Source organism: Solibacillus kalamii, from assembly GCF_002174535.1.
Lineage (GTDB): Bacteria > Bacillota > Bacilli > Bacillales_A > Planococcaceae > Solibacillus > Solibacillus silvestris.
This window is the reverse complement of sequence record NZ_NHNT01000002.1, coordinates 14,003-29,323: the sequence shown is the minus strand read 5'-3', so window position 1 is coordinate 29,323 and position 15,321 is coordinate 14,003. Positions and strand designations below refer to the sequence as shown.

General features: G+C 38.0%; 12 protein-coding genes. All 12 read right to left on the bottom strand.

Annotated elements, in window-relative coordinates:
* Positions 1–75 precede the first annotated feature (75 nt).
* Complete coding sequence (dnaI, locus tag CBM15_RS03800) at positions 76–1,035, bottom strand: primosomal protein DnaI (RefSeq protein WP_008407732.1); 960 nt, start codon at positions 1,033–1,035, stop codon at positions 76–78.
* The gene (locus CBM15_RS03795; RefSeq protein ID WP_239534694.1) at positions 1,028–3,769 is read right to left on the bottom strand and encodes a DnaD domain protein; all 2,742 of its coding nucleotides are present in this window, start codon (positions 3,767–3,769) and stop codon (positions 1,028–1,030) included. Before CBM15_RS03795 ends, dnaI begins: the two co-directional genes overlap by 8 nt.
* 22 nt (positions 3,770–3,791) lie before the next feature.
* A complete protein-coding gene (gene nrdR, locus CBM15_RS03790; RefSeq protein ID WP_014823133.1) occupies positions 3,792–4,259 on the bottom strand; it encodes a transcriptional regulator NrdR in 468 nt (155 codons plus the stop codon).
* A 244-nt stretch (positions 4,260–4,503) separates the two neighbouring features.
* Positions 4,504–5,523, bottom strand: coding sequence for a glyceraldehyde-3-phosphate dehydrogenase (locus CBM15_RS03785; RefSeq protein WP_008407737.1), 1,020 nt, complete (start codon positions 5,521–5,523; stop codon positions 4,504–4,506).
* A 184-nt stretch (positions 5,524–5,707) separates the two neighbouring features.
* Positions 5,708–6,304, bottom strand: a complete 597-nt coding sequence (gene coaE, locus CBM15_RS03780) for a dephospho-CoA kinase (protein ID WP_087615792.1) — start codon at positions 6,302–6,304, stop codon at positions 5,708–5,710.
* A 12-nt stretch (positions 6,305–6,316) separates the two neighbouring features.
* Positions 6,317–7,189, bottom strand: a complete 873-nt coding sequence (mutM, locus tag CBM15_RS03775) for a bifunctional DNA-formamidopyrimidine glycosylase/DNA-(apurinic or apyrimidinic site) lyase (RefSeq protein ID WP_087615791.1) — start codon at positions 7,187–7,189, stop codon at positions 6,317–6,319.
* A 12-nt stretch (positions 7,190–7,201) separates the two neighbouring features.
* Entirely contained in the window at positions 7,202–9,832 is a 2,631-nt protein-coding gene (gene polA / locus CBM15_RS03770) for a DNA polymerase I (RefSeq protein WP_087615790.1), read from the bottom strand.
* Positions 9,833–10,152: 320 nt separating this feature from the next.
* Positions 10,153–10,590, bottom strand: coding sequence for a DNA polymerase I (locus CBM15_RS03765; RefSeq protein WP_087615789.1), 438 nt, complete (start codon positions 10,588–10,590; stop codon positions 10,153–10,155).
* 152 nt (positions 10,591–10,742) lie between these two features.
* Positions 10,743–11,816, bottom strand: a complete 1,074-nt coding sequence (gene hflC, locus CBM15_RS03760; RefSeq protein WP_008407746.1) for a protease modulator HflC — start codon at positions 11,814–11,816, stop codon at positions 10,743–10,745.
* On the bottom strand, positions 11,813–12,784 hold the full coding sequence (gene hflK, locus CBM15_RS03755; RefSeq protein ID WP_173364536.1) for an FtsH protease activity modulator HflK: 972 nt from the start codon (positions 12,782–12,784) through the stop codon (positions 11,813–11,815). The genes hflC and hflK overlap by 4 nt, the downstream gene beginning before the upstream one ends.
* A 266-nt stretch (positions 12,785–13,050) precedes the next feature.
* A complete protein-coding gene (gene pnpS, locus CBM15_RS03750; protein ID WP_087615788.1) occupies positions 13,051–14,589 on the bottom strand; it encodes a two-component system histidine kinase PnpS in 1,539 nt (512 codons plus the stop codon).
* Complete coding sequence (locus tag CBM15_RS03745) at positions 14,589–15,299, bottom strand: response regulator transcription factor (protein WP_008407749.1); 711 nt, start codon at positions 15,297–15,299, stop codon at positions 14,589–14,591. Before CBM15_RS03745 ends, pnpS begins: the two co-directional genes overlap by 1 nt.
* Between the last annotated feature and the right edge of the window lie 22 nt (positions 15,300–15,321).

Below are 15,321 nucleotides of genomic sequence, written 5' to 3'. Positions count from 1 at the left end.
TATTGTTTATTTACGTACAAAGTATACGCTCGATTTTGCAGAAATGCAATATTGAAAAATAAAACTTTCAATATTTTATTTTCTGCGGTTTGTTCCTGTAATTTCAAGCGGTGTTGTTAATGCCTGTACTCGTTGTAAAATTCGGCCCGATTTCATTTCGTCAATTGCCCCATGTTCGGTTACCGCCCATTGTTCTTCCAATTGTTTGTAATTGAAGTTGGAAGATATAAACGTCGGTAATTTTTCCGCCATTCGATAATGCAAGATTGACCCGATAATTTCATCTCTTGTCCATGTAGAAATCGGCTCTGAACCTACATCATCCAGCATCAGTACCGGCACTTTTTTTACAAAATCGATTTTCTGCTCAATCGATCCCTCTGTTACCGACGACTTTAATTCTCGGATGAATTCCGGCATATACACTAACAAAGTTTGAATCCGTTCTTTGGATAAAGCATTTGCGATGGCACCTAAAATATAGGTTTTGCCAACACCAAATGTTCCGTATAAATACAGCCCTTTTGCAGGAAGTTCTTTTGTTTCCCGATATTGCTTCCTGAATTCGACCATAAACTGTGTTGCAGCCATACGGGAGTTATCATTCATATCCATTTCATTAAAGTCTGCATTCAGGACATCTTTTGGCATATACATTGTCTTCATCATTGAAGCTAGCTCACGCTGGTCATCTTCTTTTAACATTTGCTCGCATTTTCGGTAAATAATATTAATCTGACCATTTGAAAGCATTAATTGCGGAACATGACCTTTATAGAAATTTTGACACTGCGATGTTGAACCGGCTCCACAGCAAGTGTGCTTTTGCTCTACAAATTCAAAAAGTGTCGTCATTCCATATTGAATAACAGCCGAGTTTTCCGTCATATTATGGTCATTCATAAACTGTTGAACACTTGGATGTGAAAGCACCCGGTTTTTTAATTCATTATATTTTTGCTCAAATGATGGGATGTTAATTTTATTGAGCGAATCTTTTATTGGTTCGATCGTACTCACCTGCTTTTTAATCACTATTTAATTGCTCTAATAACTTTTTGCGCTGCTCTTCAAAATCAATTGGGTTTTGAGTATTGCTAGAATTAGTTTGTTGTACAGGTACCTGATCTTTTTCTTTAAACCAATCCGGCACTACGCCAACTTTCCTTGCACCGCGTTGTTTGTTCTTCTTGTCTTGCATTTCAGTATAAACTTTCGCTTGGGTAATCGTCTGAATCTTATTGTTTCGCCATGTATTTGCGACACTGTTAATATATTTTTCAGGCAATGCACCTTCTGTCTTTTCCATTACATACTCTAGCATGTAATTGACGACAGCCGGATTCATCTTGTAATGCAGGATTAACTTTTCTGCTGTTGCGACAACATACGCAAATGGTTCATGACCATCGTTTAATTCTTTTGTAAAAAGATAAGGCGTCGCTTTTTCATAGCGGGCCAATTCAGGCGTAAACACATAATCCCCAGGATAATATTTCGGTAAATCCTGCTCGGTAATTTTCACGTCTACTTTATTTTCTTTATAGTTTGTTTCAATGTAAGCAAGTGCATCTTTAGCCAACAGGATATCTTTCAGCTGCATATTTAGTGCCAGCGTCTGAATTTGATTACGTCCAAAACGGCTCGTTTTATTCGTTAATATAAATTCAAGAATTGCGTTGACAACACCAACTTTAATGCCATGTTTTAATACAAGGTCATCCACTTGCTTCACTAACATTTCAACCGGTTCTTTACCGTTAAGTAAGTTTTTCATGAAATCATATGGCAATGTTTCATCAAAAGCCGGAATCCATTTTGACATATCCTTAACCGTAACTTTAAATGCAAGCGGTGTATCCATCGTAATTTTAGAAGTCTTCAATTGAGATCCATCGCTTTCTTCAACAATACGAAGGGCTTCCAAAGCATTTGCAGGCGGATTTAACATCCAGTTACCTGCGATTGACTGCACAAAGTTTTTTGTCAGTTTCCCATTGCTCTCGTTGTAGGCATATTCCATCAGCACGTTGACAGCGCCGACCGAAAGCCCTTGCTGCAATACGAGTTCCTCCGCTAAATCGACAATAAATTTTACCGGCTTTTTCCCTTTATAGAGCGATTTCAAGAAATAATAAGGAACCGTTTTATCATAGTGAATTGATTGGTCATCTACCGTTAAATAATCTTCTGTCACTTTAATAAGATTGCGTTCATTTCGCTTTTCAATATAGTCCAATGCTTGCTCTGCTGTTTTAATTTGATTGTATCGGATTTCAGATGCTAACGCTTCTACAAACGATTCTGGTAGGTTCCCTTTTGTTGAATCCCAAACATGGCGAATAATGACGTTCGCCACTTCTATCGGTATATCATAAGAACTGTAAAGCGATTCTGCTATTTTCACATGCCCTGAAAATGGTTCTTCACCATGAGTCAATATAAGTAAATACTGATAAGGCGTAGAATTTTTAAAATCAACTAACGCTGAATCAGGAGAATCATTTTTCGAGTTATTATTTTCTTCAACTTTATTCAAATCGTTATTCGTAACCGTAATTTGCGATAAATTTTTCGATTTACGATCACGGTAGCTATGTTCAACCTTTGCAATTTCCATTGTATTTTCTGCTGTTTTTGCACCTTTTTTCAGCCAGTTATTCATGACAACTTTCATAAAGTTTTTATTGTAATTCAGTTCATCATTCATTGAAATATAATGAATTAAAACATTCAATGTGCCGTAAGAGACCCCTTTTCTAATGAAATTGTTAAATTCCATTACAACGGATTCCGGTGGCAAATAACCGTTAAATTTTTGGAAAACTTCTATCGGTGAGGTTTTTTCTAAATACTCGATTAAACCTTCTTTATCATTAATGTTTCTCTGTGTTTTTGCAGGTGCAGTGTTCATAACTTCTACCGAACGGAAAATGTCCTGTTTTTTGATCAGTTTCGGTTTCGAGACACCGACGTTCAGCTGGTAATATTCTTCACAGCGTTTTTCCAGCTCTTTTTTTGTAAGTCCATCATCTGTATCCCATGCCAATAACACAATTCTTTGCATGTCCGTTACAGAGAAATTGTACATGAAAGCTAATTTGGCAATAGCAATTTTAATATCAAGTGTAAATAATTTACTCGGGATCAAGTTTTGGCTCATGCCCATCATGAAGCTTTTGAAATCAAATAAGTCATACTCAAACGGGTACGACATTTTTGAACGTTCATTTACCGAACCTGTATTTTCCTGCATGACTTGCTTTAGCTCAGTTTCTGTTATTGCTACAAATGCATCGTTAAAGCTGCATGTCACATCTTTGTATCCATGTAAGGAAATATCATGTTTCGTTAATTTATTTCGTAATGCTTCATACTGTTCACGACCGATTTTTCGTAAAAGTGCTACCGAAAGAATCGAATCGTCAAAAAAGCCGCGGCCAGTCAAAGGCGGATATAAAATATACTTCATTGATTTATATGAATCCATCATCTTTTCAAATGACTTCACTAAACCAATAGCCTCTAATACAATTCTTGCTTGTAGTAATTGCTTCGGTTTAAAACTTAATGAATCCAGCAGGTTGCTATGAAAACAAGTTGCTTTTTCGTGTTGTTGTGTTTCAACCCATAACTTTAAATATAATGCGGTAGCTTCAACACCGATAATCGGCTGATAGCATAATTGCAATGCAAGCTGATGCTCACTAGTGATATTTTGAGGGCAATGAATTTCACAATGGTCATATGGATTTAGCTGATTCATCATTACCATTTATCCCTCCTAACACTTATTTGTCATTTGACTGACGGGTCATGATTTCTTTCAGTTCCTCGATAAAGACTGTAATATCTTTAAATTGGCGGTAAACAGAAGCGAAGCGCACATAGGCCACCTCATCGATTTTTGCAAGTCGGTCCATCACCATCTCCCCGACATCTTCCGAGCGTACTTCCGCATTGCCTAATCGGCGTAATTCCTTTTCAATCGATAGGACAATCTCTTCTAATTGATCTAATGCAACTGGTCGCTTTTCACATGCGCGGATCAGACCACGCAACACTTTTTCACGACTAAACTCCTCGCGTGAGCTATCCTTTTTCACTACGATTAAAGGGGTTTCTTCAATTTTTTCAAATGTCGTAAAGCGAAAAGCACAAGATTCACATTCACGACGTCTGCGAATTTCTTTATTATCATCAACAGGTCTTGAGTCTACAACGCGTGTACCGTTGTATTGACAAGCTGGACATCTCATATAATAATTTCTCCTAAAAGTTAGTTTATTCTATTATAACAAAAACAACGCGCTTGAAATAGTGCTTCACGCGCGTTGAAATTTTCCAATGGAAAGTCATTCAATTATATAGTGCATTGGTGCTTCACACAATAGAAAAAGCCTTTTGCAAAAATGGTTTGATTTTCCGCAAAAGGTTTTTCTGTTACATCAGGCGTATTTACGCCTTTTTGAAGTGATCTATCACATTTTAACAAGCATTAAATTATGCATTTACTGTTGCTAATTCATTTGCAATTTTCTTTGTTAAGTCTACTACGCGTGCAGAGTAACCCCACTCATTATCATACCATGCGATAACCTTTACTTTACGGTCTCCCAATACAATCGTAGTTAAACCGTCTACAGTAGATGAGTACGTTGTTGTATTGTAGTCAGAAGATACTAATGGCTCCATAGAGAAGTTTAAAATACCGTTCATTTTGCCGTCAGCTGCCGCCTTAAATGCTGCATTTACTTCTTCTACTGTAACGTCTTTTTCTACATCTACAACTAAATCAACTAAAGAAACGTTTGGTGTTGGTACACGTAAGGCCATACCATGAATTTTCCCATCCAATTCCGGTAATACAAGGCGCAATGCTTTTGCTGCACCAGTTGAAGTTGGGATAATTGATGATCCGCAGTTACGCGCACGACGTAAATCTTTGTGAGGGTTATCGATGTTGTTTTGATCGTTTGTATAAGCATGAACTGTCGTCATTAGACCGTTTACAATACCGAACTCATCGTTTAATACTTTTGCTACAGGAGCTAAACAGTTTGTCGTACAAGATGCATTTGAAATAACATCATGCTTTGATAAATCCAATTTATCATCATTTACACCTAAAACAACGGTAATATCTTCATTTTTACCAGGAGCAGTTAAAATAACTTTTTTCGCGCCAGCTTCAATATGTTTTGCTGCTTTTTCACGTTCATTGAATTTACCAGTAGCTTCGATTACGATATCTACACCCATTTGAGCCCATGGTAATTTTAATGGATCGCGTTCACTAACTAATTCAACACGTTTGCCGTTTACAATTAAGGCACCTTCGACTGCTTCAACAGTCCCCGGGAACATACCATGATTTGTGTCATACTTAATTAAATGTGCTAACGTTTCAGATGGATAGCTTGCATTCACCGCTACGATATTCACGTCACCGCGCATCATTGCTTGTCGGAACACCATACGACCAATGCGGCCAAAACCATTAATTGCAATAGAAACTGTCATATTATTTAAATCCTCCTAAAAGTACGATTCATTCGTTTTGTTTATTCGTTGATTAGTATAACACATATTAAAAAAAGTTGAACATATTTAATCCACTAAATTAAATTTGTTATTTTCAGATAATACATACCCTCAAAATAAAAACCTCAACCCAATTTTTAATAAAATTAGTTGAGGTTATATTTTACTTCAGTACATTCCATTCATACAAAATATTTTGAAGCTGAATTGCTGTATCTTCCAGCGTACCGTTATTATGAATGACAGCATCAGCTAGCTGTTCTTTTTCTTTTACCGGAATTTGTGAGGCAATACGGGCATTTGCTTCATCTTCCGTAAAGCCGTTTCGTTCCATTAAGCGCTGCAGCTGAACTTCTTTATTTACAGAAACAACAATGATTTTTTCAACGAAATGTTCCAGCTTGCTTTCAAATAACAGCGGAATATCCATGAAAATGTTTTTTTCTCCATAAGACATTAATTCATCACGCTGACGCAGCATTTCTTCACGAATAGCCGGATGTATGATGCTATTTAAAGTTTTCCGCATTTCTTCATCATGAAAAATAATACTTCCCACTTTTGCACGGTCCATTGAACCATCGTGTGCAATGACTTCCTGTCCAAATGCTTCCGCAATTTTTTTTAATGTCGGTGTACCAGGCTCGACTACTTGCCGCGCCACTAAATCGGCATCAACGATTGGTAATCCGTATGACTCAATCATTTTAGCAACTGTACTCTTTCCACTGGCAATACTGCCTGTTAAACCAATAATCACAGCAATTCCCCTTTATTTTTGACATTGCGGACAATATGTTGATGTTCTGCCCGCAATTACGAGCGACTCTGTATTTGTTTCACATACAACACATTGCTTTTTTCCATACATTTTCAATCGATGCTGCATCGTCCCAGCACCACCATTAATACTGCGATAGTCTGAAATTGTGGATCCACCCGAATCTATGCTTTCCTGCAACACATCACAAATTACATGAAAGAGTGTCGTCTTCTGCTCGCGGCTTAACTCATTCGTTGCTTTTCCAGGGTGAATAAGCATTTTGAACAATGCTTCGGTTGCATAAATATTCCCGCAGCCAGAAATCACCTGACCATCCATGATGACTTCTTTAATCGGTTTTTTCGCGAATTTCGGTTTTTCACTTTGCATGATGAAAAAATCACAGGCGATTTCATCAAAAGGCTCCGGTGCCATTTTTAACAATGGTGGATGATCGGCAATTTCTTTAATAAACCGTAATTCACCAAAACGGCGGATATCTGCATAGACAAGTAATTCTCCGCTTGCCAATGTGAATATTGCATGAATATGCTTGCGGAATTTTTCTTCCGTTATCTCCAGCACATCAGTGACAACAAACCATGCACCACTCATCCCTAAATGATTCACTAAAATAAAACGTTCATCATCTTTCTTGAGATGAAAGAATATATATTTTGATCTGCGCTCCAATTTATCGATTTTCATATCGCGTACTAATAGTTCAAACTGAGAAGGCTTCGCGTTTTTTACAATCGCCTGTTTTCCAGCTTCATGCGATGTATAAACGACATCCGATAAAGAGACAGATTCAATCGTCTTTCCTTCTACAATTGGCCGTAAATCACGTACGACCCCTTCTACTTCTGGTAATTCCGGCATAAATGGTACTCCTTATTTCGCATCGTACCATGTAGCACCATATGAAAACTCAACCTTTAAAGGCACACTTAACTTAATTGCATTTTCCATAACTTCAGGTACGATACGTTCTAAAATTTCAATTTCTTCTTTTGGTGCTTCAAAAATAAGCTCATCGTGAACTTGTAATAATAACTTCGTCTGTAATCCTTCATGTTCAAGGCGTGCGTTCATATCAATCATTGCTTTTTTAATAATATCCGCTGCACTCCCTTGAATTGGTGTATTCATCGCAGTACGCTCTGCAAAACTTCTTAAATTGAAGTTCGAGCTTGTAATGTCCGGCAAGTAGCGGCGGCGATTTAAAATCGTTGTAACGAACCCTGCTTTCTTTGCCTCTTCAATACTTGTATCCATATAATTTTTTACACCCGGGAAGCTTTGCAAATAGTTTTCGATAAAAATTGCCGCTTCTTTACGGGTAATATCAAGGCTTTGCGATAAGCCGTAATCACTAATCCCGTATACAATACCAAAGTTAACAGCTTTAGCCGTGCGACGCATTAAACTTGTCACTTCGTCCGGATTTTCAAGATTAAACACATCCATCGCCGTACGCGTATGGATGTCCATCCCTTGCTGGAATGCCTCTACAAGCGCATCATCCCCGCACATATGAGCCAATACGCGCAGCTCAATCTGTGAATAGTCCGCCGCAAACAAAATCCAATCCTTTTTCGACGGAACAAATGCTTTTCGAATTTTGCGTCCTTCTTCTAAACGAATCGGGATATTTTGTAAATTCGGGTTCGTTGAGCTTAAACGCCCAGTTGAAGTTAAAGCCTGCTGGAATCGGGTATGCACTTTTAAATCTTCTTTATGCACTTCTTTTATTAAACCTTCAATATATGTTGACTGCAGTTTCGCAAGCGTTCGGTACTCAAGAATATGCTTCACAATGTCATGCTCGGACTGTAACTTCTCCAGTACATCGGCTGCTGTTGAATATCCTGTCTTTGTCTTTTTAATGACAGGTAAGCCTAATTTATCAAATAAGATAACACCAAGCTGTTTCGGTGAATTAATATTGAATTTCTCGCCTGCCAGCTCATAAATTGTCGCTTCCATTACTTCAAGCTTTGCCTTCAAATCATCGCCCATTTGACGTAATGTATCAATGTTGACAGTTATCCCTTCGCTCTCCATTTTCCCTAAAATATGTGCAAGCGGCAGCTCCAGCTCTTTGTATAATTCAAACTGTTCATTTTCCTTCAGCTTTTGCTCTAATAAAGGCTGCAGATTCCAAACTGCTACTGCTTTTCGGCTAACATGTTCAGCTACATGATCCGCACCTGGAACAAACCACTTAGCCCCTTTTCCGTAGATTGCTTCATTGGATTGGACATCCTGGTAACCGAATTCCTTTGCAAGTGTTGCCACATCATCACCTGATATCGACGGCTTTAAAATGTACGAAGCTAATAATAAATCGAACTCCACGCCTTTAAGCTCAATCCCTAAACGATGGAGCATTGCTTGTGTTGCTTTACTGTCCACAATATACTTTTTCTTAGTTTCATCTTGCAGCCATGCTTTTAAGTCCGCATTATCAACTACATTATCAATCGCTGTATAAACCGTACGTTCTCCGTCTGACAAGGCTAAACCGAGGGCATTACAGCTATGGTAATGTTCGTTTTCCAACTCGAGGTGGATTGCCATCGTTTCTTTTAACATGTCGCCTGTAATAGCCTGTACATTTTCAAATACTAATTCAGCTTGTTCCGTTTCTACTGCTTCAAAATCACTTTTTTCGATTAAAGATTTAAAGCCAAGCTCTTGCCATACATTAAGAAGCGCTTCCTCATCCGGACCTGCATATGCTAAATCATCAAGTGAAATTGTTAGTGGTGCATCTGTATGAATTGTCGCAAGCTTTTTTGATAAGTGAGCCATTTCTTCATTGTCTACCAGCTTTTCTTTCATTTTCGAAGCTTTCAATGAATCCATCGCTTCATATAACTTTTCAATCGTACCGTGTTCTTTCAATAATTTAATCGCTGTTTTTTCACCAACGCCTGGAACTCCCGGAATATTATCGGATTGATCTCCCATAAGCCCTTTCATATCGATAATTTGCTCCGGTGTCAGTCCATACTTTTCTTCAATATGTGCAGGTGTATATTTTTCGATATCGGTAATCCCTTTACGGGTAATATATACTGTGACATCCTCTGTTGCGAGCTGCGTTAAATCTTTATCTCCTGAAACAACGATTACTTCGATCCCTTGTCCAGCAGCCTGTTTTGCTAACGTTCCGATAATGTCATCCGCTTCGTACATTTCCAGTTCATAGCGTTTAATGTTGTATGCATCAATCAGTTTTCGAATATATGGGAATTGTTCGGAAAGCTCTGGCGGAGTTTTTTGACGGCCCCCTTTATATTCACCGAATGATTCATGACGAAAAGTCGTTTTCCCGGCATCAAACGCAACAAGCATTTGTGTCGGATTTTCCTCACCGATAATTTTTTGCAGCATCGTTGTAAATCCGTAAGTCGCATTTGTATGAATCCCGCTGTCATTTGTCAGCAGCGGCAATGCAAAAAAGGCACGATAAGCCAATGAGTTTCCATCTAGTAAAAGCAATTTTTGTTTTGTCATGCAAGTTCCTCCAATAATATATCAATTTTGCCTTGGCGTAATTGCGTCCAGATTCGGGTTAGGCACACAGGATGTGGGTCAGTCAGCCATTATGGGACGATGCAATGCTCTCCAGGAACCATAAACCGATTCTTTGACATCCGCCGGAGGCACCAACTTCATTTAGCAGATGATTTAACATTCGCAAATGACATTCGGTACGATTATATGTTCTCTTTCTACTTTAGCGATTGTTCACATGAATTGCCAATATTTAATGTGGTGTTCGTCAGATTTTTTAAGGAAACAAAAAGGCCCCTATTGCTAGGAGCCTGTAATCTTTATTTTAACTTTTTAAATCTAAAGTTCTTCACTACTTCGCGTTTTTCTTCATAAAATACTTCTTCAAAAATAACCGTTAATAAAAAGGCATTTAAAAATGGAATGATGACATACATCGGCATGCCGCCTAAATCATATGGCATTAACCCGCGCGCAAATACTTCTACAAATCCAATTTGCGTGAAATAAAAAATCATACCAATACCAACTTGCCAAATTGGGCGCTTATCTTCACGTTTTTCAAACCATAGTACTTTCTTGAATGAATCCCGTACATCTTCTGCAATAAATAAACTTAATAGTAAAATAACAATAAATAAAACTGGTATATGGAAAATTTCCACCTTCACGAAATTAATATTAGACTGATAAAAAAGCGCCGTTACAGATGTTGCCATAATAAAAGCAATTAAACTATTCTGTATTACTTTACTCAAACTTCGCCACTCCCCCTATATGAACTAACTATACTATAGTATAACAGTAAAATAATAGTTTCCAATAATATAATTTGAAAATTTAATGAAGTTTTTTCCCATGCAAAGAAAAGCCAATTAGAATGGCTGATTCTAATTGGCTTTTCCATTATTTAATCTATTTGTCCGGATAACAGTTTTGCATACGGCGAGTCTGACGGGATGATAATCATCGTCTCATTGCCGATTGTTTTCTTATATGATTCTAACGTTCTGAATAAACTGTAGAATTCCGGGTCTTTCGAGTAGGCAGCATTATAAATCTGTGCGGCCTGCGCTTCACCTTCTGCACGGATGACAGATGCTTCTTTGTTTGCTTTCGCAAGAGTCACTTGAACTTCCTGGTCTGTTTTCGCCTCTTTACTGCGCTTTTCCGCATCCCCTTCTGACAGATACTTTTGCGCAATCGATTGACGTTCAGAAACCATTCTTGTATAAACAGACTGTTCGTTTTCCTCAGGTAAATCTGTACGGCGAATACGTACATCAATTACTTCAATACCAAAGTTGGCCGAATCGATTAATTCATTGACGCGTTGAGTAACACGGTCATTAATGTTCCCGCGTTTCGAATCCTTTTCATTAATAATATCGCCGTATTCCGTTTGACCGAATTCAGTACGAAGTGCCGAATAAATGAACTCCTCCATACGATTTTCCGCATTGAGCAACTGTCCGGCATTTGAAATTAACGCTTTTGGATCCGTTACACGCCAAACAGTATAATTATCAATAATAATTCGCTTTTTATCCTTTGTACTGATCTCTTCTTCTGTCATATCATGTGTCATTAAATTGCTTGGTAAAGTTGTCACACTTTGAATGAACGGGATTTTCATATGAAGTCCCGGTTCACTTTCATACTTGACTACTTCCCCGAACTGACGAACTACTTTATATTCATTTTCTTTAACAATATACAGATTCGCAAATACGACAATTAATGCTGCAAACACAACCGTTAATACAATAGCAGAAGAAACCCATTGTTTTACATTTATCGGCTTCTTATCTTTCTTTAATGGTGTTGGCGCTTTTTTTGCATTTGTATTACTGCTATTTACTTGTTGTTCAGCGTCGTTTGCTTTCGGTACTTCCTTCACTTCTTTCGACCCTTTTTTGTTGCCGAACAGTTTTTTCACAAACTCATCTAAATCGCCGTCAAAGTTATTTTTGTTGTTACTCATTCACTTTTGCTCCCTTCTTTTTTCTCTTCTGTAGAAGGAGGTGTCGTTTGCATTGGCTGGATCGGCAAGTACTTCATCGTACCGCTGCCGTCATCATTCATAATATAAATCTGGGCATTCGGTAAAACTGCCTCCAATGTTTCGAGCACTAATCGTTCACGTGTAATATCTTTATTCAGGCGGTATTCATCATAAAGCTGGTTAAATAAAGCAACTTCACCTGTAGCTTGCTCGATACGTGAAGCCTTTTCCCCTTCTGCCTTCGAAAGAATTGCAGCTGCTTCACCAACCGCTTCACTTACGCGCTGGTTTTCGTATTTTTCCGCTTCGTTAATCTTTGTATTTTTTGTCTCTCGTGCATCGGTAACATCTGTGAAAGCTGCACGAACTTCTGCATTCGGCACCTCTACATCTTGCAGCTTTACTCCTAAAACCCCAATACCGATATCGTATTTTTCGATTAACGATACAAGCAATTCGCGTGTCTCTGCTTCAATATCCGCTTTACCATCCGTTAATGCCTCATCGATTGTTGAGCTGCCTATGATGGAACGAATCGCACTGGATGTCGCATTATGTAAAATCGCTCGCGGCTCCTGTGAACTAAATAAATATTTTTTTGGCTCAACAATACGCCATTGAACAACAAGATCTGTTAAAACAATATTTTCATCACCTGTAATCATTTTTGTTTCTTTATCGAATGCTTCAACCGTACCGTCCGGGTTTTGCTTATAGCCGAATTGTAAACTGTACGTTTCTTTTGATAAAATTTCTACAGACTGTATTGGCCACGGTAATTTAAAATGAAGTCCTGAATCTTGTATTGTTTCATCCGCTTGACCAAATGTAATCACTACTGCCTGTTCCGATTCATCTACTGTATACCAGGATGTCGTCACAACAATAATACCTACGACAGCCATGAGAATAAGCGCTACCCACATTAATGTTCTTTTTACACTCATCATATAAAGCCTCCTTACTTTTCAATTTCCTCTTATTCTACGGGTAACCATTTGTAAAAGTTTCATATTTTTTCAAATTGAGGGGTCAGAAATTTAGACATAAAAAAACTACACAGAAAGCTTCCAATTTTCTGCGCAGTTTCTTCATTATTATATTCAATTCCATGTTTTGCGTTACCTTCTTTTAGAAACGGGGGTTTCTATAAAGAACTATAACACCGCAATATAAAGGTTATTTAAATATTTTGTAAATATACTGTTAAGCTTCAATCTTTCAATGGTAGGTACACTTTAATACTCGTACCTTTACCAACTTCACTTTGTACTATAATTTTCCCGTTATGTGCTTCAATCAAATGCTTTACAATGGACAAACCAAGGCCTGTACCTCCAGAATTTCGGCTTCGTGCCCGATCTACCCTGTAAAAGCGCTCGAAAATACGTGAAATCTCTGCTTTTTCAATACCGATACCTTCGTCTTTCACTTCAAATATCCCGTATTGGTCATTGGCACTAATACGCAGTGTAACCGTTGTTTCTTCTTTAGAATAGGCGATCGCATTGTTAATCAAATTCGTAAATATTTGCATTAGCCGATTTACATCACCTAAAATAACAGCATCCTGCTCTATTTCAACATCAAACTGCATGTTTTTATTTTCTAATTGCGCGCTTGTCAAATCAACAACCCGAACTAAAATATCCTGCAGCTTTGTCGGCACTACATCGAGTGTAAAGCCATGTCGCTCAATTTTGGATAGCTCGAGCAAATCATTGACGAGCACCTGAATCCGATTGCTTTCATCATGAATAATCGTTAAAAAGGAAAGCAGCATCTGCTCATCATTAAACGCTCCGTCAAGAAGCGTCTCAGAAAATCCTTTAATCGATGTAATCGGTGTACGTAGCTCGTGCGATACGTTTGCGACGAAATCTTTACGAATCTGCTCCAATCGTACAAGTTCACTCACATCATGCATTACAATTACGACACCGAGCCAGCGTCCATGTTCTCCAACAACCGGAGCCCCGTAAACTTGCTCATAATACACTTCATTTGCGATTTCCATTTCAAGCTGCTGACGATATGGTAATTCCGTTAAAAATACATGATCAATAAACTTTTCAAGCTCTTTTGGCAGCCCGAGCATCATAAAATTATTGCCAATGAGCTTCTCTTTAGGCAGCTCAAATAATGTTTGGAATTTCTTATTAACAATCGAAATATTGCCTTCCCGGTCAATCATCATTAAGGCACTGCCCATATTTTCAATTAATGTTTTTAATCGCTCTTCTTCAATAGCTCTTGTTTTCGTAATATCCTGCAAATTGCGCGCCAGAATATTAATGGAATTTCTCAACTCAACAATCGTAGTCGGACCATTCGCAAAAGCGCGCGCACGGTAATTTCCTTTTGATAGCTCTCTCGCGGTTTTTGTAATATTAATGATCGGTGTTATAAAATTGCTCACAACCCGATATGCCATAAAACTCATTACAATGAGACCGCCTAATAATAATGCGGCAATGATTAAATATATTTTTTGCTTTGTACTTTGTAATCCTTCTGCCTGTCTATCTATTGCATAAGTGCCTAAAATGGCTTCTTTCTGTGTCCCAGTAAGTTCTATTTGCTCCTGCTCGATCACTTGCTCCAATTGCTGCTCAGAATCCTTTGTCACTTCATGAACAAATTCATCTGCGAAAAATGGAAAAAGCTGCCCTATGAACAGTCCTAGAACAGCTAAACTTGATCCAATTACTAAAATAAACGAATAAAATAAACGATTTTTCATTGCGTTCATTATTTTTTTGGCTCCTCAAATTTATAACCTAAACCACGGATTGTTTTAATATACAGTGGTTTACGACTATTTTCTTCAATTTTATCCCGCAGATGGCTAATATGTACGTCTACAATTCGAGTATCCCCGGCAAAATCGTAGTTCCATACGGCACTAAGCAGCTGATCGCGTGTTAAAACACGGTTTTTATTTTCAAGCAAGTAAACAAGCAATTCAAATTCTTTTGGCGTGAATTCCAAAGACTCATCATCGATAAATGCTTCAAATCGCTCCGGGAAAACTTTTAAATTACCGAATGTGTAGACTACTTCACTCGATTCGACTGTTTCTTCCACAACTGGTCCCGAGAAACGTCGCAACACAGCCTTCACTCGTGCAATTACTTCACGCGGGCTGAACGGCTTTGTCATGTAATCATCAGCCCCAAGCTCTAGACCTAATACTTTATCAAATTCATCGTCTCTCGCAGTCAACATAATTATCGGTATATTGATTCGCAATCGTCGTAATTCTTTACAAACTTCGACCCCATCAAGTTTTGGCAGCATTAAATCCAATAAAATCAGATCCGGTGATTGTTCTACTGCTGTATCAAGACCTGCCTGACCATCATGCGCCAATAGAACGTCAAAACCTGCTTGTTCCAAGTTATATTTTAATAGTGTTGCAATTGGCATTTCATCTTCTACTACTAAAACCGTTTTAACCATTATAAGTTCCTCCAAAATCGAT